Origin of the sequence: Alcaligenes faecalis (genome assembly GCF_041521385.1) — a bacterium.
GTDB lineage: Bacteria > Pseudomonadota > Gammaproteobacteria > Burkholderiales > Burkholderiaceae_B > Alcaligenes > Alcaligenes faecalis_E.
In genome coordinates this window covers 22,651-45,450 of record NZ_CP168006.1, presented here as the reverse complement: position 1 = coordinate 45,450, position 22,800 = coordinate 22,651, and the positions used below count along the sequence as shown (strand labels likewise).

Annotated in this window: 26 protein-coding genes; 18 read left to right on the top strand and 8 right to left on the bottom strand. The window is 53.8% G+C overall.

Going from position 1 to position 22,800, the window contains the following annotated elements; all coding sequences use genetic code 11:
- Positions 1 to 65: 65 nt before the first annotated feature.
- Positions 66 to 1,073: an endolytic transglycosylase MltG gene (gene mltG / locus ACDI13_RS00235; RefSeq protein ID WP_316988409.1), complete on the top strand. Its 1,008-nt coding sequence runs from the start codon at positions 66 to 68 to the stop codon at positions 1,071 to 1,073.
- Positions 1,074 to 1,164: 91 nt separating this feature from the next.
- Here mltG and ACDI13_RS00230 read toward each other — a convergent pair whose 3' ends face one another.
- Positions 1,165 to 1,974 carry a deoxynucleotide monophosphate kinase gene (locus tag ACDI13_RS00230; protein WP_316988408.1) on the bottom strand — a complete coding sequence of 270 codons (810 nt, stop codon included), beginning with the start codon at positions 1,972 to 1,974 and terminating at the stop codon, positions 1,165 to 1,167.
- A gap of 136 nt (positions 1,975 to 2,110) precedes the next feature.
- Here ACDI13_RS00230 and holB point away from each other — a divergent pair, with 136 nt between their 5' ends.
- The 3 genes from holB (at position 2,111) to ACDI13_RS00215 (ending at position 5,198) form a co-directional block, all read left to right on the top strand.
- Entirely contained in the window at positions 2,111 to 3,160 is a 1,050-nt protein-coding gene (gene holB / locus ACDI13_RS00225; RefSeq protein ID WP_316988407.1) for a DNA polymerase III subunit delta', read from the top strand.
- A 16-nt stretch (positions 3,161 to 3,176) separates the two neighbouring features.
- The gene (locus ACDI13_RS00220; RefSeq protein WP_316988406.1) at positions 3,177 to 3,947 is read left to right on the top strand and encodes a TatD family hydrolase; all 771 of its coding nucleotides are present in this window, start codon (positions 3,177 to 3,179) and stop codon (positions 3,945 to 3,947) included.
- A gap of 390 nt (positions 3,948 to 4,337) precedes the next feature.
- A complete protein-coding gene (locus ACDI13_RS00215) occupies positions 4,338 to 5,198 on the top strand; it encodes an ankyrin repeat domain-containing protein (RefSeq protein WP_316988405.1) in 861 nt (286 codons plus the stop codon).
- A 163-nt stretch (positions 5,199 to 5,361) separates the two neighbouring features.
- Here ACDI13_RS00215 and ACDI13_RS00210 read toward each other — a convergent pair whose 3' ends face one another.
- The 3 genes from ACDI13_RS00210 to ACDI13_RS00200 all read right to left on the bottom strand — a co-directional run bounded on the left by ACDI13_RS00210 (position 5,362) and on the right by ACDI13_RS00200 (position 7,872).
- Entirely contained in the window at positions 5,362 to 6,201 is an 840-nt protein-coding gene (locus ACDI13_RS00210) for a DUF2789 family protein (RefSeq protein ID WP_316988404.1), read from the bottom strand.
- 168 nt (positions 6,202 to 6,369) lie between these two features.
- A complete protein-coding gene (locus tag ACDI13_RS00205; protein WP_316988403.1) occupies positions 6,370 to 7,161 on the bottom strand; it encodes an RsiV family protein in 792 nt (263 codons plus the stop codon).
- Positions 7,162 to 7,173: 12 nt separating this feature from the next.
- Positions 7,174 to 7,872: a glutathione binding-like protein gene (locus ACDI13_RS00200; protein WP_316988402.1), complete on the bottom strand. Its 699-nt coding sequence runs from the start codon at positions 7,870 to 7,872 to the stop codon at positions 7,174 to 7,176.
- Positions 7,873 to 7,994: 122 nt separating this feature from the next.
- Between ACDI13_RS00200 and arsC the strand changes: the two genes are divergently transcribed.
- Complete coding sequence (gene arsC, locus ACDI13_RS00195) at positions 7,995 to 8,339, top strand: arsenate reductase (glutaredoxin) (RefSeq protein WP_316988401.1); 345 nt, start codon at positions 7,995 to 7,997, stop codon at positions 8,337 to 8,339.
- 31 nt (positions 8,340 to 8,370) lie between these two features.
- On the opposite strand, the gene ACDI13_RS00190 is transcribed toward arsC, so the two are convergent.
- From ACDI13_RS00190 to ACDI13_RS00180, 3 genes are read right to left on the bottom strand one after another with little or no spacing between them, the layout of a single operon-like run.
- Positions 8,371 to 8,943, bottom strand: a complete 573-nt coding sequence (locus tag ACDI13_RS00190; RefSeq protein ID WP_316988400.1) for a YceI family protein — start codon at positions 8,941 to 8,943, stop codon at positions 8,371 to 8,373.
- Between the two features lie 46 nt (positions 8,944 to 8,989).
- Positions 8,990 to 9,553 (bottom strand): YceI family protein, encoded by a 564-nt coding sequence (locus tag ACDI13_RS00185; protein ID WP_316988399.1) that lies wholly within the window; start codon positions 9,551 to 9,553, stop codon positions 8,990 to 8,992.
- Entirely contained in the window at positions 9,550 to 10,119 is a 570-nt protein-coding gene (locus ACDI13_RS00180; RefSeq protein WP_316988398.1) for a cytochrome b, read from the bottom strand. Before ACDI13_RS00180 ends, ACDI13_RS00185 begins: the two co-directional genes overlap by 4 nt.
- 215 nt (positions 10,120 to 10,334) lie before the next feature.
- Between ACDI13_RS00180 and ACDI13_RS00175 the strand changes: the two genes are divergently transcribed.
- Positions 10,335 to 10,919 (top strand): hypothetical protein, encoded by a 585-nt coding sequence (locus tag ACDI13_RS00175; protein ID WP_316988397.1) that lies wholly within the window; start codon positions 10,335 to 10,337, stop codon positions 10,917 to 10,919.
- 161 nt (positions 10,920 to 11,080) lie between these two features.
- Here ACDI13_RS00175 and ACDI13_RS00170 read toward each other — a convergent pair whose 3' ends face one another.
- Positions 11,081 to 11,446 (bottom strand): SH3 domain-containing protein, encoded by a 366-nt coding sequence (locus tag ACDI13_RS00170; protein ID WP_316988396.1) that lies wholly within the window; start codon positions 11,444 to 11,446, stop codon positions 11,081 to 11,083.
- Between the two features lie 188 nt (positions 11,447 to 11,634).
- Between ACDI13_RS00170 and xerC the strand changes: the two genes are divergently transcribed.
- The 12 genes from xerC (at position 11,635) to ACDI13_RS00110 (ending at position 22,778) form a co-directional block, all read left to right on the top strand.
- The gene (xerC, locus tag ACDI13_RS00165; protein WP_316988395.1) at positions 11,635 to 12,759 is read left to right on the top strand and encodes a site-specific integrase; all 1,125 of its coding nucleotides are present in this window, start codon (positions 11,635 to 11,637) and stop codon (positions 12,757 to 12,759) included.
- 78 nt (positions 12,760 to 12,837) lie between these two features.
- Positions 12,838 to 13,299 carry a GNAT family N-acetyltransferase gene (locus tag ACDI13_RS00160; RefSeq protein ID WP_316988394.1) on the top strand — a complete coding sequence of 154 codons (462 nt, stop codon included), beginning with the start codon at positions 12,838 to 12,840 and terminating at the stop codon, positions 13,297 to 13,299.
- A 256-nt stretch (positions 13,300 to 13,555) separates the two neighbouring features.
- Entirely contained in the window at positions 13,556 to 14,317 is a 762-nt protein-coding gene (locus ACDI13_RS00155) for a glucose 1-dehydrogenase (RefSeq protein ID WP_316988393.1), read from the top strand.
- A gap of 160 nt (positions 14,318 to 14,477) precedes the next feature.
- A complete protein-coding gene (locus ACDI13_RS00150; RefSeq protein WP_080748046.1) occupies positions 14,478 to 15,422 on the top strand; it encodes a ParA family protein in 945 nt (314 codons plus the stop codon).
- An 8-nt stretch (positions 15,423 to 15,430) separates the two neighbouring features.
- Entirely contained in the window at positions 15,431 to 17,164 is a 1,734-nt protein-coding gene (locus tag ACDI13_RS00145; protein WP_316988392.1) for a ParB family protein, read from the top strand.
- On the top strand, positions 17,161 to 17,766 hold the full coding sequence (locus ACDI13_RS00140; RefSeq protein ID WP_003799847.1) for an STY4526/YPO1902 family pathogenicity island replication protein: 606 nt from the start codon (positions 17,161 to 17,163) through the stop codon (positions 17,764 to 17,766). Before ACDI13_RS00145 ends, ACDI13_RS00140 begins: the two co-directional genes overlap by 4 nt.
- A gap of 6 nt (positions 17,767 to 17,772) precedes the next feature.
- Entirely contained in the window at positions 17,773 to 18,369 is a 597-nt protein-coding gene (locus ACDI13_RS00135; RefSeq protein WP_045929875.1) for a hypothetical protein, read from the top strand.
- 7 nt (positions 18,370 to 18,376) lie between these two features.
- A complete protein-coding gene (locus tag ACDI13_RS00130; RefSeq protein WP_316988391.1) occupies positions 18,377 to 20,011 on the top strand; it encodes a hypothetical protein in 1,635 nt (544 codons plus the stop codon).
- A 183-nt stretch (positions 20,012 to 20,194) separates the two neighbouring features.
- Complete coding sequence (locus ACDI13_RS00125; protein WP_316988390.1) at positions 20,195 to 20,584, top strand: hypothetical protein; 390 nt, start codon at positions 20,195 to 20,197, stop codon at positions 20,582 to 20,584.
- Between the two features lie 45 nt (positions 20,585 to 20,629).
- Entirely contained in the window at positions 20,630 to 21,748 is a 1,119-nt protein-coding gene (locus ACDI13_RS00120; RefSeq protein WP_316988389.1) for a PFL_4669 family integrating conjugative element protein, read from the top strand.
- Positions 21,749 to 21,779: 31 nt separating this feature from the next.
- Positions 21,780 to 22,274, top strand: a complete 495-nt coding sequence (locus ACDI13_RS00115; protein WP_316988388.1) for a hypothetical protein — start codon at positions 21,780 to 21,782, stop codon at positions 22,272 to 22,274.
- 66 nt (positions 22,275 to 22,340) lie between these two features.
- Positions 22,341 to 22,778: a single-stranded DNA-binding protein gene (locus ACDI13_RS00110; protein WP_109088516.1), complete on the top strand. Its 438-nt coding sequence runs from the start codon at positions 22,341 to 22,343 to the stop codon at positions 22,776 to 22,778.
- Positions 22,779 to 22,800: the final 22 nt, after the last annotated feature.

Genomic DNA, 22,800 nt, shown 5'->3' with positions numbered 1-22,800 from the left:
TTTGTGTTGGGCTGTGACACATATTCAGAAATATGCCGCCTTATTCTGTTTACAATGAGGCTCGCATGAAAAAAACTGTCAAGATCTTCTCTGCCCTCGTGGGCCTTTTTGTGGTCGCCGCCTGTGTGATAGCGGGTGGTGCGTGGTATTGGGCCAAGAAACAGCCCGTGGTGATGAGTGCTGAACGCATCGACTATGTGGTTCCTGCAGGCTCAGGGCCCCGTGCGATTGCACGCAGCATGCAGCAGGCTGGGATCGATATTCAGGAAGATGCCTTTGTCTGGATGGCGCGTCTCTCTGGTCTGGATACCTCCTTGCAAGCAGGGGCTTATGAGGCTGTGCGCGGCGATACCCCATGGGTGGTCATGGAACGCATGTCCAGCGGCAATATGTTGCAGACTCGTTTGACCATTCCCGAGGGCTGGACCTACCAACGTATACGCGACACGCTGGCAAGCAATCCTCAGGTTCGACAGACCTTGAATGAGGTAAGCGATGCTGACTTGCTGAAGCGTTTTGGTGCAGAGGCGACCCATCCCGAAGGTTTGTTCTATCCTGACACCTATGTCTTTGTGCCGGGGACGGCCGATGTTGACATTTTGCGCCGTGGTTTTCAGGCTCAGCAGGAACTGCTGGAGCAGCTATGGGCAGACCGGGACGCGGATTTGCCCTTGAAAACCCCCTACGAAGCCTTGATCATGGCCTCTATCGTGGAGCGTGAGACCGGCCATAGCCAGGATCGAGCACGCGTGGCGGGCGTATTCATGAACCGTTTGCGTGTTGGCATGCCTTTGCAGACAGATCCGACGGTTATTTACGGTATGGGTTCGGCCTATGATGGCCGTATTCGCAAGCGTGATTTGACGACCGATACGCCCTGGAATACCTACACGCGCAATGGACTGCCACCGACGCCAATTGCCAGTCCCGGCAAGGCTTCCTTGATAGCGACCTTGCATCCCGAAAAGCACAATTTCTATTATTTCGTGTCGCGCGGGGATGGAACCAGCGAGTTCTCGCCGAATCTGGCCGCACACAATCGGGCGGTTGCCAAATATATTTTGAAGCGGTAAGTACAGTTCAGGCCCCATCAGGGGCCTGAATGGTTTTGGCAGCATACCTGCGGGTGCTGTTAGGGCTGACCACCATTCTGGCGAATCGTAGTCAAGGCTCTAAACCGTGCCGTTGCGCGAACGCCATCCACACATCATGAACTTTGCTGGCAAGCTGTTCCAGGCCGGCGTCATTGCGAATCAGATAGTCCTGGGGGGCGCGTTCTACACCCCATTCAGAGGAGTGTTGACTGATTACCGGGTTGCCTGGGCGTTCAATGTGCCAGATCTCCCCGCCATGTTCACGGATGAAGTTGGCCTCGTTTTCGTAACGAATGTCTTTAATCAGCAAACAGCGGGCCTGACTCATATCAGGAAGTTGGTGGCTGGGCAGGAGCAGGGGCAAGGTTTGGCGACGTTGTTCGTAATCCGGGTACTCGGCCAGCACCTGATGGCGCAGATGGTCGACTGCTTGACGGGGGCTCAACCCCCAAAAGGCATCCACATGATCCGCCCGCTCGTCATCCAGGTGTTCGGGCGCCATGCCGTAAATCGCGGCCAAGGCCAGTGCCCAGACCGAGTAATCCTGAACGTCTCTGGCAAGGGGGGCGCCAGGGCCAAAGTCCAGTACGTGCTGGGCACGGCGAAGCCAGTGATCGGGATCGCGCTGGCGCATCCAGTCGGTCCCTAGTAGCTGAAAGCACTGTCTGGGGGATCGTTGCCACAGGGCAATCGGCACTTCTTTTACGCTGTCGTCGGTCCAGGCCTGAGCGGGACTTAAGCCAAACAGCACTTCGCAACCCATTTTTACGGGGTCAGCCAAGGCATAGGCCGCCAATAAAGGGTTGTGTGCCAGTAGCAGATTGGCGACGGTGTCTTTGCCTGAGCGCGCTTTGGCGGCCAGCCCGATCAATAAGCTCACTTCATTATCCTTGGTAGTGGAGCAGGCATTTTACCGGTTCATATTACAATGTGTGCTGGGCTGTTCAAGCAGGGGCGATTGCCTGGTCTGTCTTGCGTGAATCCGGCCTTGTGATGTGCAACCTTGAGGCAATACGGTGTCTGATAGTTTGACTTTTCTACCTTGGCAAATCGAGACCGCCCAACGCTGGCTGGGTCATCGGGAGCGTTTTGCCCATGCCTGGCTGATTCACGGTCTACCTGGCATTGGCAAGACGCAATTCGCCCGTGTGGCCGCGGCCAGTTTATTGTGCGACCAGCCGGTGCAGGGTCTGGCTTGTGGCCAATGTCAGGCTTGTCAGTGGGTGCGAGGGGGGAATCACCCCGACTTGCGTCTGCTGCGCCCGGATGCCCTTGCTTTTGAAGAGCAGGGGCCGGATATCCAGGAAGGGGGCGTGGCCAAAGATACAGCCGCCCGCAAAAATCCCTCTCGGGAAATTCGGGTGGAGCAATTGCGTCAGTTGCAACATTGGTTCAATACCGCCACCCATAGAGGGGGCTGGCGCGTAGCGGTGCTATATCCAGCCCAGGCTCTGAATCTGGTTTCTGCCAATGCCTTGCTGAAGGTTCTGGAAGAGCCCGCAGATCGTACTGTCTTTCTGCTGGTTGCGGATGCGCCAGATCGGCTGCTGCCCACGCTGGTGTCGCGTTGCCGCCGTTTGCCTTTACCCGCGCCCGATGCTCAGCAATCGGTTCAATGGCTGGAGCAACAAGGAGTGGATCAGGCCTCGGACTGGTTGGCTGCCTGGGGGGGGGCACCGCTCAAAGCGTTGACTGCCAGCCAGGACATGAATGCTCCGTGTCCCAATTGGCTTAGCGCCTGGATGGACGGGGTGCTGAAAGCGGGTCGAGAGGCGGACCTGTCCTTGGCCGATACGCTGGAAAAACTGCCCGCCCAAGAGTGGATCGATCATTGGCAGCGCTTGTTTGTCGATATTCAACTGGGTAGCTTTGCCCAACCAGCGCGTTACTATCCTTCTTTGCAAAAACGCATTGATGCCTTGGCCGCCCAATCCAACACCACGGCGGTGACAGAAGCCTTGAAGTGGCTGGCACAGCAAAAGGCCCTGGGCAATCATCCGCTCAATGCTAAATTGTTTATTCATCATGCCCTGGACCGATTGCACCAGGCATGTCGTTGTATTTAAAAAGTATTGTCTAACCATGTTTGTTGATTCGCATTGCCATCTTAATTTCCCTGAACTTGCTGAAAATCTGGACGACATCCTGGATAGGATGCGCCAGAACCAGGTGGGCTGTGCGCTGGTGGTCAGCGTGGATATGGACGATTGGCCCGGTTTGATGGATCTGGTGCGTCCCCACAGCCATTTGTTTGCCTCGGTGGGGGTGCACCCGGATTATGAGAAAGTCACTGAACCTACCGTCCAGGAGCTGATCAAACATGCGCAAGATCCCAAAGTCGTGGCGATTGGCGAGACAGGTCTGGACTATTACCGCTTGCAAGAGCCCTTGGATTGGCAGCGTGAGCGTTTCCGCACCCATATCCGTGCCAGTCGCGAGTCGGGCTTGCCCTTGATCATCCATACCCGCTCGGCCAGTGAGGACACCATTGCCATCATGCGCGAAGAGCAGGCGCAGATTGCCGGGGGCGTGATGCACTGTTTCACGGAAACCTGGGAAGTGGCACAAGCGGCCTTGGATCTGAATTTCTACATTTCTTTTTCCGGGATTGTGACTTTCAAGAACGCCATCCAACTGCAGGATGTGGCGCAACGCGTGCCGCTGGATCGTCTGCTGATCGAAACAGATTCGCCGTTTCTGGCGCCTGTGCCATATCGAGGCAAAACCAATAATCCGTCCCTGGTCATTCATGTGGCCGAGAAGATTGCGGAGTTGCGAGGGATCTCGGTCAAGGAAGTAGAAGAAGCGAGTACGGATAATTTTTTCAGATTATTCAGTAAGGTACGGCTTTAATTTAATCTTGTTTAGCGATTTTTTTGGGGGCGTAGCCGCTGTTTAGACCCAGGTTCAGGGTCTTGCTGACAAGTGATATAAAGTTGATTTACTACTTTAGTTTTTGCCTTTATCTTATTGATTTTAAACATAGAAATAGAAATTTCCATAAGCGATTCTGTTTTTGGTCTGATGAAAATCGACTATAAGTAGTTACTTTTTATTAATAATCAAACGCTTATGGACGATTTTTAAACCTGTTTATAGTGAATTCTCTTCCTGCCTGAATAGGGACGAGCACGGCTTGAAGATGCGCCTATTTGTACTTTCATGATCTCATAAAGTACCTTATGAAAAGGATTTAATGGTATGATTTTTAACAGAAAAATAAATAATAAAAGCATCCTTTCCATGGCGCTTTCCTTGGCCTTTCTGCTGCCAGGCTCCGTGTCGGCGCAGGAACAGGAACAGGAGCTGGAAAGCCGGAACTGGTATTTGGCTCTGGAAAATGACCGTCCCACTATCATTGAACAAGAGTTCATCAAGGGGGCGAACCCCAATGCGGTGGATGCCAAGGGCAATCCCTCTTTGATGCTGGCGATCCGCAACAAGTCCTGGAAAGTGGTGGACACCTTGCTGGCCAATCGCCAAACCAATGTGAACATCGAAAACGAGGTTCACGAAACTCCCATGATGTATCTGGCCCTGATGGGGGAAACGGCTCGTTTGCGTGATCTGCAAGCGCGAGGTGGGCAGGTGAATCGGGTGGGCTGGTCGCCTTTGCACTACGCCGCCTCCAAGGGGCACGAGGAGACGGTACGCTATCTGCTGTCTCAGAAAGCGATTGTGAATGCACCTGCACCTGATGGGACCAGTCCTTTGATGATGGCTGCCTTGTCGGGCAAACGGGCCGTAGTCGATGTGTTATTGGCAGCGGGTGCAGACCCAAGCATGCAAAATGCCCAAGGTTTGAGTCCGGCAGACTGGGCTCGTTCGGCGAATCATGAACAATTGGCCAGCTACCTGGATCAGGCCGTCGCACGCAAAGCAGCCTCTGCGCCTGCTGCAGCGGGGACTTATTCAGGGGGAGCGGTACAGACATACGGCGTACCAGAGCGGGTCGAACAGCCCGATCTGAATCGGGTGCAAACGGTGACGGTAGAACCTGAACCCGCTCCTGCAGCGGATAGCTCACGCTCCAAGCCCGCTTCGTCGGGCAGTACCAGTCGTTATTTTGACCTGGACCGTTTCGACAAGCCTGTACAGCCTTGATCCATGACAGGATGGAAAAAGGAGCCCTCCAGGCTCCTTTTTTGTCGCTGCGGTTCTGAGGGTGTATAGCGATACGGGCTTTCTACGACACAGCCCCACTTATCGGCTCAGGTTTTAGCAGCTCTATAGGCAAAGTCCTACAAGCCTGTTGATCGGCTACGGCTTAATTGGCTTTTTCTTGCGCCTTGGCCATCTGCGAAGCATGTACAAAGGTCTGGAAGCCCTGGAGGTAGCTGCTCAGCATTTTCTGAATATGCTCATCTTGCAGCTTGCCTTCCGCATCAAAGGAGTTCTGTGCGCGCGATACCAGCAAAGAGCCACCGCTGTACAGGGATACCCCCAGCATTTTCAGCGTAGGCAACCAGGCTGCTTGGGAGGAAATCGTGCCAAAGCCACCCATGGAGGCACCGATCAGCCCTGTCATGCGGCCCGAGAAGATGGCTTTCATGTCTGTGCGGGATAACCAGTCGATCCCGTTTTTGAACACACCGGGAACGCCGTTATTGTATTCCGGGGTGACCAGCAGCAAGGCGTTGGCGTTCAGGATCTTTTCCTTCAAGTTCAGCACGGCTTCTGGAATACCGTCCTTGCTCTCGAGATCGCCGTCATACAGGGGGATGCCGTGCAAGGTAGCAACTTCAATGCTCATGCCGTGAGGAGCCAGAGCTTGAGCGGCGTGTGCCAAGGCGGTGTTGAAGGAGCTTTGGCGCAAACTGCCTGACAAGGCCAGAACGCGGCAAGGGCTGGACAGGTTCAGCACGCCTGTCGTTTGACGCAGGGCTTCACTTAGCTGGTCAATGATCTGGATCCATTCTGGAGAGTCCTGCAGTCGTTTTTCCCGAATGAACTCGGCTTGAGACGCACTCCAGAAGGGTGCGTCAGCCAGCAGCACGTCATTGGGCAAGGGGCGGTGTTTTTCCAGAAAGCTGGCAATCGCCTCAGGGGTATTGGGTAGACCCAGTTGAGCAAACAGGTCGTGAAAGCGGAACAGGTTATCAGACATGATGATATTGGGAGCTCGAAAGAGGGGGGGTCGGACGCTAAAAAGGCAGGCCCGGTTCCGGCTTGCGAAGGCTGAAGATTCCGGGCTTTGCATCGCGTGTAAAAACACTGTGTTTATTAACAGGCAGCCGGAAACGCGCTGCCTGTGTGCTGTAGATGAGCCGAATATCTAATTGGCGGGCAGATAGGCAGGACGCAGAATGCCGCGCAGTTCTGAATAAGGCAGCAGGAATTCGGGTTGACCAAAGGAATAGGGGGCGATCTCATAGGGGTTGTATTTCACCAGCAAGCCCTGATCGGTCAGAGCAATGTTCTGGGCGGGCTGGAAGGGCCACATTCTGTCCCAACCGGCTCGGTCTTCACGTGCCTCACTCAGGCTGGAAACCCAGTTGTTGTGCGCCTGGCGTACCAGTTCCTGGAAAGGCTTGATCTTGCCGGGGGCAATAATGCGGTCCAGAGGCAAAGCGGTCTTCAGGCGATTGTCCCAGTTGATGAACTGGGTGGCGGTAATACCGTGGGCGGCACCTGTCATATAAATACCCGAACTGAGCTCGATCACGGTGAGATCCCGGTTGCGGTAACGCGTACGGGCGGACAAATGCACTTCGTCACGATTATTGGCGGTAGCCCAGTAATAGTTCTCGAACTCCTTCAGGCCACGGTAGCCAGGATGGCGATCTGTGATGACCGTCATATGTGCCAGGCTTTCATCAACCAAGCGGGTCAGTTCGGAGTTGCCGGGGAAAATCAGGGACTTCACCTCCAGACGAGGGCATTCACCGGTACAGCCCGGTTTGACGTGCTTGTAGTCCAGAGGCTGGGTAAAGATGCCATCTTTTTCCGTCTGATCCTGGGTTTGCGTCGGAATCAGGGAGATATTGCTGGGCGTGCTGGAACACGCCGACAGAGCCATGGCTGTCAGGCCAATAAGCAGCAACTGAGAGGGGCGCTGTAAGGTCATGGAGTCGTAGTCCTATCGGATGGTTTTGGAATCTTGGCCAAAGAGGATTTGACGGGCCTTGTCGTCATGGACGGGCGAGCCGGGGTTGATCTGTTCGACCAAGGCATAGGCACGCTCAGTTGCGGGACGCGCGCTAATACGCTCAAACCAACGCTTCAGATGCGGGAAGTCGTCCAGATTCTGGCGTTGACGCTGGTGGGAGACAATCCAGGGGTAGCTGGCCATATCGGCAATGGAGTAGTCCCCAGCAATAAAGTCGCGCTGCTCCAGATGTTTGTTCAGCACGCCGTAGAGACGGCCAGTCTCACGCACATAGCGGTCGATGGCGTACTCGATTTTGACGGGTGCATAGACATTGAAGTGGTGATTCTGGCCTGCCATGGGGCCCAGGCCGCCCATTTGCCAGTACAGCCACTGCAAGGTTTCGGTGCGGACTCGTAAATCAGCAGACAGGAATTGGCCGGTTTTCTCTGCCAGATATTGCAGGATGGCGCCGGACTCGAACAGGGAGATGGGCTCGCCGCCGTCTTGCGGGGCCTGATCGACAATGGCGGGAATGCGGTTATTGGGAGCGATACGCAAGAATTCGGGGTTGAATTGATCGCCCTGGCCAATATTGATGGGGTGGACGGTGTAGGGCAGACCGGACTCTTCCAGAAACAGAGTGACTTTATGTCCGTTGGGGGTCGTCCAGTAATACAGGTCGATCATGCGTTCTCCTGGCTAAATGCAGACGCTGGCCTGGCTGCGGCAAGCTACCCAGATGACGTATCCGGCGGCGCTGGGCTACTATTGTTTGCCTGAATACGGTTTATAGGAAGTCAAAGACTGTCATGAGCAAAATCTATCATAATCCGCGCTGCAGCACTTCGCGTAATGCCCTGGCCCTGATGCGTGAAAAAGGTCTGGAACCCGAGATTATCGAGTATCTGAAAACACCTTTGTCACGTAGTGAACTCAAGACGCTGATTGCGGCAACGGGCCTGACGGTACGTGAGGCTATGCGTAGCAAAGAAGCCATTTACAGCGAGCTCAATCTGGGCAATCCTGATTTAAGCGATGAGGACTTGCTGGCATCCATTGAAGCCAATCCTATCTTGTTGAACCGTCCTATCGTGGTGACAGAAAAAGGGACGCGTCTGGCGCGTCCCTTGGAGGTGGTGCAGGAAATTCTGTAATCAGATTTCCATGCCGATGGGCAAGTCTGGATTAGGGGGCGATGGCTTCCAGTGCAATACGAATGGTGACCTCGTCACCGACGTGGGGCACGTTAGCCGGCATGCCAAAGTCGCTGCGCTTGACCGTGATCTTGCCGTCTGCGCCCAGAGCAGGTTTTTTCAACATTGGGTGTTGGGGCATGGTCATGAAGGACTCAATAGTCATGGTCACAGGTTTGCTAATCCCCTTGATGGTTAGATTGCCTTGGGCCGAGACGGGCTTGTCCCCGTCAAACTGAATGTCTTTGGACACGAACGTGGCCTCGGGGAACTGCGCGGTATCAAAGTAATCCTTGCCCTGGATGTGTTCGTCAAACAGGGGAAAGCCGGTGCTGACCGAACGGGTGTCGACTGTCATGTCGATACTACCGGTTTTGGCTTCCTGATCCAGGGTGACGGTGCCTTGTGATTTGTTAAACCGTTGACTTTGGGTGCTCAGGCCCAAATGCTTGTAACTGAAGTGGACGAAGGTGTGGCTGGGTTCAACCTGGTAAGTGACCGGCGCGGCCTGAGCGGTAAAGGCAAACAGAAAGCTGGCGGACAGGGCAATCATGGGCTTGATCATAAGGGTGCAATCCTTTTATACGAGTAGGGGGCGTTGATGCGTCTGCTTACTTCACATCAATCTTGAAGTTGACGGTGATTTCGTTGGCCACGATGTCATAGCTGGACCAGGAGCCTTCACCGATGGAAAAGTCGCCACGCTTGATGTCAAAGGCACCGCTAAAGCTCGCTTTGCCGCCTTCGGGGGACATGGTCGCCATGACAGTCAGCGGCTGTTCACGGCCTTTGATCTGCAGCGTGCCTTGCACTTCATATTGCCGGTCGCTGACAGCGCGGAAACGCTTGGAGCTGAAAACAGCCTGGGGATGCGCGTCGATGTCGAACCAGCGCACGTCCTGCAATTCGTCATCGGCTTCTTCGGAGCCGGTATCAACGCTATCCAGGGCGACCGTCAAGACCACCTTGGACTGATCCAGGGCATCGGGGTTGAAGTTCAGCTCGCCTTCAAATTTTCGGAACTGGCCGTCCAGTTTCACGCCCATTTGGGAATATTGAAAGCCGATTTCGCTATTTTGGGTGTCCAGGGTCTGGTAGTTCTTGGCGTTGGCCGACAGGCTGGTGCTCAGGCCCAGGGCGCTGATCAGCAGGGGCACGAAGACAGATTTTTTCATGATTTGGCTTTGCCTAAGGTAAAGGTGATGCGGCTAAGCAAGCCGTCACGGTCGATGAACTGATGCTTCAAGGCCGCCAGAATATGCAGGCTGACCATGGCAATCAGGGCGTAATTCAAAAAGATGTGAACTTGGACCAGTAGCTCGCCTAACGGTTTATCTTTGGAGACCAGATCGGGCAGGGGGATCACGCCAAACCACACTGTCTGGAAACCTTTGGCCGAACTCATCAGCCAGCCCGTCAGGGGGATGCCAATCATCAGCAGGTACAAAGCGGCATGACCACAGTGGGCCAGAGCCCGGCTGAAAGACGACATGCCGGCGGGCAAAGCAGGGGGGCGGTTCAGCAAACGCCAGAGCAGGCGCAGCAGCACCAGTACCAGCAGGGAAATACCAGCCCATTTGTGCCAGGAATAGACTTGCAGTTTCAAAGGGGACAGGGGCAAGGTTTTCATGGTGTAGCCCACGGTCACCAAGGCGGTCAGAGCCAGTGCCATCAGCCAATGCAAGAGGCGTGCTACCCGGGTGTAGCGTGGATGGTCCACTGGCGCAGGGGTGATGCTCATTGATAATGCCTTTCATTTACGAAGCCAAGGCACTTTAACCTGTTTGTAAGCATCGTAAAAGACCCTATTTTGCAACGCAGTAATGCAATATTGAAGGGTATGGGTCTTGTGACGCGGCGATTGGAATGTTTTTTTATCCGCGTGTGACAAGGCTTTTAGTGCAAGGTGGGAGCGGGCTAAACTCGCTCTTTCAGGTCGCAAGCAAGGAAGTCTCTATGTGGAAAGTCGCGTTGGTTGTCGTGGTAGCCGGTTTGGTGGCAGGGTGCCAGGATGTAAAAAAGGCCAATGAGGAAAATTTCAGTATGGCAATTCAGGCCTATCTGGATACGCGGGATGGCTTGTGTGTAGGCGTGCCCGGACGTGTATATCCCTATCAGGCCGAGCATGACTCTCCTTTGATCGTAGAAGATCGGGCTCGTCTGGCCGCCTTGGCCAAGGCGGGTTTGTTGCGTCAGGTCGGGAAAGAAGATGCACCACGTTACGAGCTGGATGCCAATGCGGATACCTATTTGCGTCGCTCCAATGCTGAACAGTCCCAAGGTGAACGTGACGCTTTTTGTACAGGTCGCCTGGTTTTGGATCGCATCAGTGATTTCACCGAGCCGGCCAGTGCAGGTGGGTTTACCGTCAGTCAGGTGAACTATGTGTATCACCTGGCCGACGCAGCGGGCTGGATCAAAGATAGCGCGGTTCAGGATAGCTACGAGGACTTACGTGCGTTGACGGCTGCGCAAGTACAAGGGCAGGCAAGAATGATTCTGACCAATAAAGGTTGGGTGCATCAGAATCTGTATAGGTAGTCCAGCCCAAGCAAGCGTTGCGCTTGGGCTGATTGAACGGCTGGGGGGAACGATCTGCGCTTGATAATAAGCCGAGCTTCATGACGACTTGCCAGCTTGTTGAGGCAAATGGTTTCTCGTGTGCCGAGGCCGTTGTGATGGTCAATCCGTGCTGCAAGAGATCAGTGTTCAGAAGGCAGGGGGGAGAGATGACTGATGGGCACCCAGCCCTGGGCACTATCCTGGGGGCGCAGGCACCAGCACCAGCCATTCAGGATTTTCTCTCCTTGAACAAGGTCGCCCTCATGCACATTCATTTCCAGTGCGCTGTAGTCTTGCAGCGCACGACCTGCTCCAGCGTCGGGCAGGCGTTCAATAATTTGTTCTGGCACCCATCCCCCGGCGTGCGCATCGGTAGAGCAGTAAATCCAGTTATCCCAGTTTTCCGGGCCTTGATACCGTTCTCCGATGCTCAGAAGATCTCCCTGTTTCAGGATTAAGGGGTTCGGATATTCAGAGCGATGTGGGGTAGTGACCAAGTACTGCATGATGGCGTCGTTCGTAAGGTTCGTTAAGGGCTTGTATTATACTGTACGTACATACATGTGTTTTGGTGCGCATTCTACGTTTTTGCTTGTTTCGTTCTGATTGGCTTTATTCCATGGTGCCCAGCCCTTGCTCTACTTATCTATCTAAAAGACAATTAAATGCAATTAACGGAAATGAAAGACACACGATGAAAACACGGTCTACACGGGAAGGAGGGCAGATTGACCTGCCCATTTTGGGCTCGCAGGCAGCAGACATTTCGGCGGAAGCGTTGTTTGATACGTGGTTGCAACATCAACGTCCGCCCATGGCGCCTAGCACGCAGCGGGTTTATCGCACTTTGTGGCGGCGCTTCTTGCAAGCGTTGCAGGATCACAAAAAGCAGTATACCCAGATCAAACCTGTGGATATCCGGGATTTTTTGAGCAGTCTGGACGACGTACGCCGACCACAACGCGAACGGTATCAACACGTTATCGCCCGCGCATACGAAGAGCTTTGCCGGCAGGATGGCCGCTCGGAAAACCCCGCATCAGCCCCCGCTATCAATGACCCCTTCAAGGAAAGCTGGCGCCAAGCCCCCGACAACCAAACCACCCAGTTTCTTTCTTTGGAGCAATGCTTTGCCGCCATCAAAGCATTGCATACCCGACTGCGCGTTCTGGAGTTGGCCAGCGACATGACCCTTGCTGCCCGTTGGCGCGAATATCGGGATATGGCAATTGTGGCGGTGATGCTGGGCACCGGCTTGCGCCCAGTGGAGTTGGGGCAGTTGCATCCTCGTGCGATAAGCGTCGTCCAGCGTACGGCAGAATCCGCAGAACCGGATGATGCCGATGACGAACAAACGGCCCTCTGGCGGGCTGGCACTATTTGGCTGAAGCTGCCAGGCGCGGCAAAGCGCGATGTGTTTGTGCCCATCTGGTGCGAAGGCATTTTGCGTAGTTGGCTCAGCTTGAGCGGAGCCGAAGACGTTGCAGTCTGGACGCAAAACAGCCGTGTCTTTCCAGGGAGTCGCCAGATCAGTGCTGCTCGTCCACAGGCACAGATGAATCCCGCGACGCTCGCCCGTATTGTCAGCAAATGGGGGATCAAACACATGGATCTGTTAATGACGCCACAACGGCTGCGTAATACCTTTGCCGCGGGTTTGATCGAACGCGGTTTCTCTCTACCTGAAATCGAGGAGATCATGGGCTACGCCCCCGGTGCGGCCAGTGCCTGGCGTCTGCAAGCCTCGTGGTTGGCGTGGCTGGATGCGCAGAAAGTCCCCGACAGTCCTGCCATTACAGAGAATATGCAGTCAGAATGAAGGGCTAGTCACCGATCAGGCAGCTCCAGCAGGCATAATTCCTGGTCTGTTTCGTCTATTTTTGTTGAGGAGTGTGAGTTGACGTCTACACCTGTTTTTCGTCCTGCGGTGGAAGCGGATCTGGAAGCGATTGTGGCCATGTTGGCAGACGATATGCTGGGTCAACAGCGTGAAAATACCAGCCTGCCCCTGGCTCAATCCTATCTGGATGCTTTTGCGGCGATAGAAGCGGATCCGAACCAGTATTTGGCTGTTGTAGAGCTCAACGGCGCCGTTGTCGGAACCTTGCAGATCACCTATATGCCGGGCCTGTCGCACCAAGGTGCATGGCGCGGAGAAATCGAATCCGTCCGTATCGCCAGCTCGGCCCGAGGCTCGGGATTAGGCCGTTTGATGATTCAGTGGGCGGTCGAGCAATGCCGTCAACGCCAATGTCGCATTGTTCAATTGACCTCGGATATGGCGAGAACCGATGCCCATCGGTTTTATGAGCAGTTGGGCTTTACGGCTAGCCATAAGGGTTTCAAGCTCAGTTTGTAAGGCGGTGTTCTCTTGAGCAATCAGCCCTGACGCGGTGCGAACAATAACGATAAAAGCCGCATAGGCTGAATGCCGTGCTCCGTGCTCCGTGCTTCGGTGCTTGGAAGCTAGCTGTCGAGTTTTTTGCTTGCGCCAGGATTTGGCTGCAGTGGAGACGTACTCTTAAGCGAGAGCTCGCAGGCTCATACTATTTTTGTGGCCCGGGCTTTGTTTTTCACCTTATGATGCCTTCAAACGGTACCTTGGAGATAGACAAATGGGTTTGGCGTCAGACTATCCAGTCATATTGATTACCGGCGGGAGCCGAGGGATAGGTGCAGCAACAGCGCGCCTGGCTGCAAAACAGGGCTATAACGTCGTTCTTAGCTATGTCACCAGCGAATCTGATGCCTTGGCGGTGATCGCTGAAGTAGAGGCGGCAGGTCGTCAAGCTTTTGCTTCCAAGGCAGATAGTGCGGACCCAGAGCAGATTACCCAGCTCTTTGAGCAGGTCGACCAAAGGTTTGGCCGAATTGATGTTTTAGTTAATAACGCAGGCGTGCTGTTTACACAGTCTCGTCTGGAGGATCTTAGCTTCGAGCGTATGCAACGCACGTTTGCAGTCAACACGATTGGTCCCATGCTTTGTGCGCAACAGGCGGCCAAACGCATGGCCTATCGCCATGGTGGGCAAGGCGGCTCTGTGATCAATGTTTCCTCCATCGCAGCCAAGCTTGGCAGTCCAAACGAATACGTGGATTACGCCGCTTCCAAGGGGGCATTGGAGACTTTCACAACAGGCTTTGCTAAAGAGGTTGCCCGAGAAGGAATTCGTGTTAATTGCGTTCGGCCTGGGCATATTTATACCGAGATGCATGCCAGTGGTGGCGAACCAGATCGTGTAGACCGCTTAAAGGACAGCATTCCTATGGGACGTGGTGGCCAGGCAGAGGAAGTAGCGCGTGCTATTTTATGGCTAGCCAGCTCTGAGGCGTCCTTTGTAACAGGGACATTCCTGGACGCAACAGGCGGCAAGTAGTCATTGGGAGGGATCAAGGTCCGAGGCCTGGGAATATGCTAGGCTGGATCTTTATAAACATCGCATAATGTCGCTTTATGTTAAGTCCACCTGTTTATTAGTATTTTTTATACAGTAATTTAAGCAGAAAACTCGTTGCTTTTTCAACGAGGTTTTTAAAATGCTTACGTTCACAACTGTTGCCACTAAAGGTGGTGTTGGCAAAACCACATTAACTGCCAATTTAGGTGGATTGCTTGCTGATTTCGGATATCGCGTTCTTTTAATTGATGCGGATATTCAGCCATCTCTGACTCGCTATTACAAACTTGCCCATCAAGCCCCTTATGGCTTAACGCAAATGGTGATGTCTGGAGCACTCACCACGGACTGCATTAGTCACGTCGAATTTCCACCTGCCGAATTCGAGGGCGACCGTTCAAGTTTGAATGTGCAGGGCGGTTTCTTGCATATTGTTTGCTCCGACACTCAGCGTGACGACAGCCCCCTTCAAATCTGGTTGTCCAATCAGCTTGATCGCCTGGTACGTATTCGGATGGCCCTGAGTAACCCGGATATCCGTGCTCAGTACGACGTCTGCATCATCGATACCCAAGGGGCAGTGGGCCACTTACAAGACGCCGCCGTCAATGCGGCGGATGTGCTTCTCGCTCCTGTAGCCCCTGATGTTTTGTCGGCCCGTGAGTTTGTTGACGGTACGATCAAACTGGTCGCCCGCCACGAATCTGCCTCCAACCTGGGCTACAAAGTGCCCGCAATCCAGTGCGTGATTAACCGTAGCGAGAACACGGTCGACAGTCGCACCATGTCCAGCCTAATCCGCAATCAGTTCATTGAAATGAGCGGGCGTGTGACCGTGCTGGCCACCCAGATTCCCCAAGCGGTCGCCTACAAAAAAGCCGCTACCGCCCAAGTCCCTGCTCACTGGATTGATCCGGTCAGAGCGGGCGATCACATGCACAGTTTGCTGTGGGAATTGATCCCCAATCTGAGCAATAAATTCACTCCCAATCACCGCAATGAGTTAGCTCCCGCGCTAGCGGCATTGCATGTCCCTATCTCCGCGTCAGACGAGCCAGACAGCCCGCTCACGACTAACTCGTAGAGCGCGCCATGTCTAAAACTCCGGAATTGCTGACCGCCAGTCAGCGTGCCGCGCAGTTGCGCATGAACGCTGAGTTGAGCTCAACATTAAGAGAGACCAGTCCCGTGTCCTCAAAAAAATCGAATTACGAAGACATCGCCAAACGCTCCCTGATGGGCACGCCGCCACCGTTGAATGCTATGGGTGCGATGACACCCATGGATGTGGTGGATGGGAGTGTTTCAAATCTGGCAGTCACTGATATTGATCGGTACGAATTTGACCCGCGTACCGAAATAAACCCACTCTATGACGAGATCAAGGCGTCGATTCGGGCCAATGGGATACTGAACCATATCAGCGTTACCAGACGTCCTGGTCAGCCGCGTTATATGGTCTACGGTGGCGGGAATACACGGCTGCGTATTGCGAGAGAGCTGTACGAAGAGGGTGACCAACGCTTTGCGCGGCTGACGGTCATCGTCAAGGTCTGGAAAGGGGACGCGCCGACCATTGCGGCGCACCTGGCGGAAAACGAGCAGCGTGGCGAGATTTCGTTCTGGGAGAAAGCCCAGGGAGTGCTGTCGTTTAAGGAGCATTTTGAGAAAGAATCGGGCAAATCGCTTTCAACCACGGAATTGAACCGGGAGTTGCGTCAGGCCAGCGGCCTGAATTTCGGCATGAGCATGCTGCAAAACTTCCTTTTTGCGGTTGAGTATCTGGCCCCGATCGGTCGTTGGTTGCAAGCACGCGATGTGAATCAGACCATTAAGCCGCAGATCTCACAGTGGCTAAAACTAGCTGACAAATTTGGCCAGCAAGCAGTCGCTGAAACTGCGCTGCAGACAATCCTGCACAAGTACGCCGCTGTGATGAGTCAACAATCTGTCACGGCAAATCAGAGTGCTCAGCAGGTTTTAGACGTCTCGCAGTTGCTTGATGAGGTCCACGTAGCCATCGCTGAAACTTTGGGTGTGACCCCTGAGAAACTGCTGGCCATGGCCCAGGCTCTAGAGGCGAACCCGCGCCTGGAGGTTGAGACCCTGAGGCTGATCGAAGCCACTCCTATGGCGCCAGTGGACCCCAAGCCGCTAGCAATTCAACCACCTATTCAGCCTCCACTCGGTCGAATGTTGGCCAGTGTACCTACGCCTAAGAGTAAGCCCGATAGTTCTGGCGGTGCTTTTCTTCCAGCTTCCCCATCGGTCTCCCAGAACGTGGTCTTGAGCGGAGGGGGGGAAGGGTTCGATCCACAGCCGATATTTACGGTGTTAGGCGAGTTTCAGAGCTTGATCGACATGTCGGATGTGCTTTTTAAAAGCGATCAGCCACACCACATCTTTGGCTTTTACCTGGACTTTCCTTCACAAGGTATTGGGTATGTGGATGGGATTGAGCTGGAACCAGAATTGGTCATTTACCGCAGAGCCCTGTGGAAAATCCTGGTCAGTCTCACCGGTCAGCTTGATCGTCGATTTACGCAGCTCATCCCACACGAAGCCGATGGCTTCACCATTGCTTGGAAACAGCTTTGGGAGCAGGGCGAGGAACAGTTTCAGGAAGGAGCACAGGAGTTACTGGGCGAGGCATTTGACCATGTCTCGCTCCAAAACGTGAGCCTGGTATTGCGGCATGAGCAATTGGGGCCGTTGGTCACACGTCTGCTCTCAGAAATGGAACGGGTTCGGACTCGTTACCCAGAGCGTCAACTGGGCGGGTTTATGTCCTTGTTCACGCCGGATGTGACGGAGGAGATTTCATGAACAAAATTCCCATTCAATGTCCTGTTCTACGGCGCATGTTGCTGGCCCACATTATTGAGCAAATCGATGGTGGTCACATGGACTCTCTACTGCGTGCGGGCTACTCACCCGAGTTTCTCGATGATTTGCGTTACCGAACCACTCGGGACATCACGAATCTGGCCAACTCTCCGCAGGAAATGTGGTTCTCACTGTCTGAACAAGTCATCAGCAAGGGGCTACATCTGCTTGATATGCGGCGTGAGCACGCCAAGTTACGCGAATACTTTGTGATTCATGGCGCTTCGCGTCGGATGGTGTGTGCGTATTTCAAGCTGTCCCACGAGGAGTACCGGGACTTGCGCGCACAGCTCAGGCCGGGAGGGGAGCCTGGCGGCCGTACGGCCCTGCCTCCAGTCGCTGTGCGTGATGCCATCCATCGAGCCTGGTTCGATATTCAGCAATCGATGTCTGAGCAACCCTGCCGAGACCGAATCTACGCCTTACACCAACAGTTTCCTGAGCTGCGAATCAGTGTCCTCCAGCAAACCATTGTCGAGTTTGCTGAAGATGATGAGCTTGGTTTGGAAATAAAACCGACGACACCACCACTGCAAGGATAAAGCCACATGGACGAAATTATGACTATGCCAAGCACTTCTACAACTGCGCCGCGTCCTTCGACTCTGCCTCCGTCAGAACGTGATTGTGATGGCCAGACACAGGGAGGGTGGGCCTTACCGTCCTCTCATGCCGATGGCTCCCAGAATCATAAAGACGCACCAAGGGAAGACTTTTTAGCGCAGGCGGCGCTGTTGAATTTGATGGGGCAAACGCCAATCAGCTTCCATCGCCTATATGTCGATATCACGGGCAATGTCATCACGGGATTATGGCTTTCGTCTGTGCTGGAACGGGTTGCTCAAGCAATGCCCGAGGAGTTCCAGGAGGATGATTATGTGTTTCGCCTATCGGCGACTCAATGTCATCAGGTCACCGGGATTACTGCCTCTCAGCAGCGGACATGCCGACGAGATTTGATCGCATTGGGCATGTTAAGTGAACAGTCGGGGCCGGGCCGTGTACCGGAATACCGCTTGCATCTGAATGTTGTCGCGGATGCCATTCTCCAAGCATCCGCTTCATTGGCTAACTCGCTCGAAGAGGTTCATCAACAACAAGGCTCATCGTCGTCACAACCCGTTCTTTCCAAGCGCTACGGATGAGATGGCTATGGGTGCCGCATTAATCACCGATACAACGACGGCGTCTCTAATTGATGAGGCTATGCAGTTGCTCACCAGCCAAGGGTTTGTGCAGTACTACCCAAACCTGGCTGAAACGCTGGGTAATTTCAAAGCTGCTTTGTTTTTGGGGCACGCGCTCTATTGGGCTCGGCATACTGCCGTTCACTATAAAAATCGTGACGGCTGGTTCTTTCTGACGGCAAAACAGTGTACGCAAGCAACGGGATTGAGTACCCGAGAGCAGGAGAGTGCTCGTCTCTTACTTGTTCAACATTCGCTGATCCAAGAAAAACTGGCTGGTAGACCGGCCAAGCTCCATTACCGTATCAACCTGGATCGTCTCGCTTCTTGCCTGGGGATCTCGGTTGTTGATCAGAAAGCAAGCTGGGCGCAGCTCGCACCATTGCTGAAGCGCTATGTGAGCTTCTACCGGCCCTTGGCGGATATTGCGGGCAATGTGGCCTCTGGCTTGTACCTATCGTATCTGCTGATTCAGCAACGTCATGTTCTCACTTACAGCCGAAGCATCGAGGGTGAATTTACGCTGTCTCAGCAGGCTATTCGTAACGCCCTCTGCTTGACCAGCAAAACACAACGCAATGCCCGTGATCGCCTGAAACAGATGGGTCTACTCCAGGAAGCAGGCAATCGTATACGCATTAACCTGCTGGCTTTATGCCCTTTATTACATGGACAGGAGCAGTTCCCCCTCAAGTCTGAGTCTACCGATCAGCCACCCATTGCTGATGCACCGAAACTGACATCGGTATCCAAACCTGTTCCTGTGAATGGGCAGAAGCCTGCGCCATCACGATCAAGCAAATTATTTGGAGCAGGCACACAGTCACAAAGGCCACTGTTTGATTTGGATAGTGCTGGCGCAGCACGGGCGAATGCAACCGTCCAGCACGCGTTGCGTGACCCCGCCAGCATGAATCCTGGACGTCTCTTTGCTCAGACCTCAGTGAGTCCTGGTGCAGCTTGTGGACAACTCACAAAAACAAGCGATCTCACAACTGGCCCTGTTGCCCAAAACGCGAAACTTGCTGCCCAAACCGCAAAACTAACTTGCCCAAAACGCGAAACTAAGCTGCCCAAACCGCGAAACAACAATACAACAATATTTCTTCAAACAACTACAAGACCCGCTATTACCACGGCGTCTGCAGGGGATAAATCTAAAGCACTGGCCGAGATAGCGGGGTGTCGTCGTGATGATTTGAATGTTCAAAACGACGAGGTTGATATCACTTTGCCCAGCGTGCTTGGCAAGCAATGGCATGAGGCTGTGCGCAAGGTGCTGTCCATTGCCAAGCCAGAGCATCGTCAGAGTTTGCTTGATGAGTTGGAAGGCCAGTTGCGCAATCCAGGCAAGCACATCGCAAATCCTCCTGGCTACTTGCATTCGCTGCGCGTCGGTTTGGAATCCGGTCGTGTGCAACTGGCATATGCGCAAAGCATTGCGAGCCAGCGTGAACAAAATCGACATGCTCAAGACGCCGTCCAAGAGCACATCAAAGCTCTCAATACAAACCTGACGACAACTCTGCCTCCAATGACGAAAGAGGAGGCCTTTGCTCAGTTGCGTCAGCAGGTGCAGACCATGAGGAAGCTGCCATGACCGCCGGACTCATTCGTACCCATTCGGTAGGACATTTTGTCTTAATCCCCAACAGTTGGGAGGTAAGACATTCTGTCTCAATCCCCACCGGGTGGGAGGTGAGACGTTTTGTCTCAATGCCCAACGGTTGGGAGGTAGGACGTTTTGTCTCAATGCCATCAACAGAATCAGGAGATCGTTTCTATGACTAACGAACAGTTGTTTGTTCATCTTTTGCACCGCATCTGCAAATACAGCGATGCCTTAGTTTTACATACCGTCTTGCAAGATCATGGCGACAAACGTCAAGTAAAAACTTCAGCGGTCAAGATGGCCCTGGATTCATTGCGTGGGCAAGTGTCACCCAAGCAGGTGCAGCGATCATTAAAAAGATTGGAGTCTATGGGGCTTATTAACGTGATGCCTCAGCCCAATTACCGCACCTTGATCACAGTCAACAGTGACGCCTTGTTGGAATTCCTCAATCAAGACCCTTTGAGCGGCATGTTGCCTGGGTTCCGTGCCAATACGTTCCCGTTTCTGGATGCTGTCAACGCAACACCGCTGGCAGATTTCAAGGGGTCGACGATCTGATGATGTCCGTCACCTCCTATTCATTTTTCTTCTCAGTGACTACCTATGCCTACTTCGACTGATAAGCAGCCACGTCTCAAGTCCAGCGATAAGCCCGCTGCCATTCCCGCACCCAAGTCTCTTATTGGGTTCTCTACGGAGGAGAATTCCCCCTTCGCCGATGGATATTCGATCACCGGCGAAGAAGCCTTGTTGGCCTCGTATATGGCAGGGCCGATGCGTGAAGATGACCCGCTCTACGAGCGGTATATCGAACTGGAAGATCGCAAAGATCAACTGGTTCGTATGCAGACCAAGTTCCATACGCGCAAGGGTTCTGATCCTGACGTCAAACCAGCCGAGTTCTTTGCCATGGATGACCTGGGCTCTCTGGTCGATTCAGAAGACGATCTGATGACCCTGCATACCAAGGAGGCATTCAGGCTGTTTATGGGGCGTGTTCGTGAGCCTGGCTCGGATGTGGCACCTATTGTGGGTGGTCGCCGTGTCGCCAGTTCGTTGCGCAGCTTATGGCTGTTGACGGGCAATGACAATCCCTATGCCGATTGGTCTTTGCTGCGTCATGAACAATCCATGGAAGAAGTGAATGAGCGGCTGCAAGAGGAGATCAAGGCTGCCGAGACTTTGCTTTCCAGCCAGCAGCAACGAGGGCTGAGCTATTCCGTGCTGAAGTCTGCCCAACCGCAGTCTTTGCAGTTGGGATTCCGATCCCCCTACGGATACAGCATCAGCCGCTTGATTGTTGATTATGACTACTTCATCCGTTTGCAAAAGACCCTGGGTCGCAAGACGCTCTTAAGCGATCAGCAAATGCGCCGCTCGATCACAGAAATGACTCGCTTTATCCGTCGCGTATTCAATGAGGTCGCCAGGTTTTCACGTTGGCTCATGCAGCCAGACATCAATGCGCTGTCCCGGCTGGACTTCATCACGGAGCATGCTTCAGAAGAGGGCAAGCAGCGTGTGGAATTCGTGCGCGAAGTATTCGGCATGGTGCCTGCCGACGTCTTTACCGCCAAGCTGCAACCACGACATTCTCGGCGACGGTACACATTAACTGAGAAGGAAAGGAGCCTGTTGCAGTCGGTCGGTGTGCAACTGGCCGAAGCTGAAGCACAGCGCGAAGCCGGCGAGTTTCAGGATGCCGGTTCGGGTTTGGTGTGAAGAAAGGATTTTGCGAGGAAAGGGCGAAAGGATGACGAAGCGAACTCGAAGTCTACGTGTCAATGTGGTTGAGTGGGCAAGAAAGACCTTGGAGAACGAAACGTGTCAGAGCGTGATTGACACAAAGCCCTTTACGGGTAGGGGCACCGCCCAGTCGCTGCGCCACCATCTCATGCAAGTTGACCAGGTTGAAGCACACATGGTCGCTCTCTGTGCTGCAACAAAGAAAGTGGCTGGCTATTCCATGTATCTGGCCGAGCACCGTCGTAAAGCGGACGGCTATATGGCGCTGCGTTGGCGAGAGATTGGCACAAGAAAGCATCTGTCATGGGAAGAGGCGCACTCAAGATATGCGGTCCTACCGACCGTGTTGCGGCAGTGGTACGAACACGCCAATGCCCAGGCACAAGAATTCAATTCGCAACACCTCAAATTGCGTGGGCTCGTACGTGAACTGAAGTTACTGAGTCAGCAACGCAAAGTCCACACTTTTGCCAGGCCAATTCCGAGCCGAAGTGGGACGTGATCCAGTTAATGCAGGGCAGTTTGACCATACGGTCAAGTCGTTTGTTTTTCACCGAAAGGAGTTGATATGCAGAACTTGTTTATTGGTAAGGGCAACCTGGGCGACTCACCCACCTTGAAACGTATTCCTCGTAAGAACAATTCGGGGGAAGAGTTTAGTGTGTGCAGTATGCGTGTGTACTTTGGGCGCTATGGGGTGGACCAGGCCACCGGCGAAGTGGGGCAGATTGGAGGCTTCTGGCGTGAGGTTGAGATCTACGGCAGCAAGGCCGAGGCGTGCGCACAGTTTTTGCGCAAGGGAGCTCGCGTGCTGGTCATTGGTGAGGAGCGGGATTTCTTTGCCAAAGATGAGACTACGAATGCTGAGGTACAAGTCATCAAGATTGTCGCTGAGGATGTAGCCCTGCAGCTCACACGCATTGAGTCGATCACCTACAAACAAGCAAACCGGCCTGCGGCAGCTCGTGATCAAGACATCCCATCGGATGAGGATGTTCCAGCTTAGTTAACAAGATAGGGGCAATGTT

Coding starts and splice junctions, on each gene's coding strand:
- mltG (WP_316988409.1), top strand. CDS start 66: ATGAAAAAAACTGTCAAGATCTTCTCTGCCCTCGTGGGCCTTTTTGTG.
- ACDI13_RS00220 (WP_316988406.1), top strand. CDS start 3,177: ATGTTTGTTGATTCGCATTGCCATCTTAATTTCCCTGAACTTGCTGAA.
- ACDI13_RS00215 (WP_316988405.1), top strand. CDS start 4,338: ATGGCGCTTTCCTTGGCCTTTCTGCTGCCAGGCTCCGTGTCGGCGCAG.
- ACDI13_RS00210 (WP_316988404.1), bottom strand. CDS start 6,201: ATGTCTGATAACCTGTTCCGCTTTCACGACCTGTTTGCTCAACTGGGT.
- ACDI13_RS00205 (WP_316988403.1), bottom strand. CDS start 7,161: ATGACCTTACAGCGCCCCTCTCAGTTGCTGCTTATTGGCCTGACAGCC.
- ACDI13_RS00200 (WP_316988402.1), bottom strand. CDS start 7,872: ATGATCGACCTGTATTACTGGACGACCCCCAACGGACATAAAGTCACT.
- arsC (WP_316988401.1), top strand. CDS start 7,995: ATGAGCAAAATCTATCATAATCCGCGCTGCAGCACTTCGCGTAATGCC.
- ACDI13_RS00190 (WP_316988400.1), bottom strand. CDS start 8,943: ATGATCAAGCCCATGATTGCCCTGTCCGCCAGCTTTCTGTTTGCCTTT.
- ACDI13_RS00185 (WP_316988399.1), bottom strand. CDS start 9,553: ATGAAAAAATCTGTCTTCGTGCCCCTGCTGATCAGCGCCCTGGGCCTG.
- ACDI13_RS00180 (WP_316988398.1), bottom strand. CDS start 10,119: ATGAGCATCACCCCTGCGCCAGTGGACCATCCACGCTACACCCGGGTA.
- ACDI13_RS00175 (WP_316988397.1), top strand. CDS start 10,335: ATGTGGAAAGTCGCGTTGGTTGTCGTGGTAGCCGGTTTGGTGGCAGGG.
- ACDI13_RS00170 (WP_316988396.1), bottom strand. CDS start 11,446: ATGCAGTACTTGGTCACTACCCCACATCGCTCTGAATATCCGAACCCC.
- xerC (WP_316988395.1), top strand. CDS start 11,635: ATGAAAACACGGTCTACACGGGAAGGAGGGCAGATTGACCTGCCCATT.
- ACDI13_RS00155 (WP_316988393.1), top strand. CDS start 13,556: ATGGGTTTGGCGTCAGACTATCCAGTCATATTGATTACCGGCGGGAGC.
- ACDI13_RS00150 (WP_080748046.1), top strand. CDS start 14,478: ATGCTTACGTTCACAACTGTTGCCACTAAAGGTGGTGTTGGCAAAACC.
- ACDI13_RS00145 (WP_316988392.1), top strand. CDS start 15,431: ATGTCTAAAACTCCGGAATTGCTGACCGCCAGTCAGCGTGCCGCGCAG.
- ACDI13_RS00140 (WP_003799847.1), top strand. CDS start 17,161: ATGAACAAAATTCCCATTCAATGTCCTGTTCTACGGCGCATGTTGCTG.
- ACDI13_RS00135 (WP_045929875.1), top strand. CDS start 17,773: ATGGACGAAATTATGACTATGCCAAGCACTTCTACAACTGCGCCGCGT.
- ACDI13_RS00130 (WP_316988391.1), top strand. CDS start 18,377: ATGGGTGCCGCATTAATCACCGATACAACGACGGCGTCTCTAATTGAT.
- ACDI13_RS00125 (WP_316988390.1), top strand. CDS start 20,195: ATGACTAACGAACAGTTGTTTGTTCATCTTTTGCACCGCATCTGCAAA.
- ACDI13_RS00120 (WP_316988389.1), top strand. CDS start 20,630: ATGCCTACTTCGACTGATAAGCAGCCACGTCTCAAGTCCAGCGATAAG.
- ACDI13_RS00115 (WP_316988388.1), top strand. CDS start 21,780: ATGACGAAGCGAACTCGAAGTCTACGTGTCAATGTGGTTGAGTGGGCA.
- ACDI13_RS00110 (WP_109088516.1), top strand. CDS start 22,341: ATGCAGAACTTGTTTATTGGTAAGGGCAACCTGGGCGACTCACCCACC.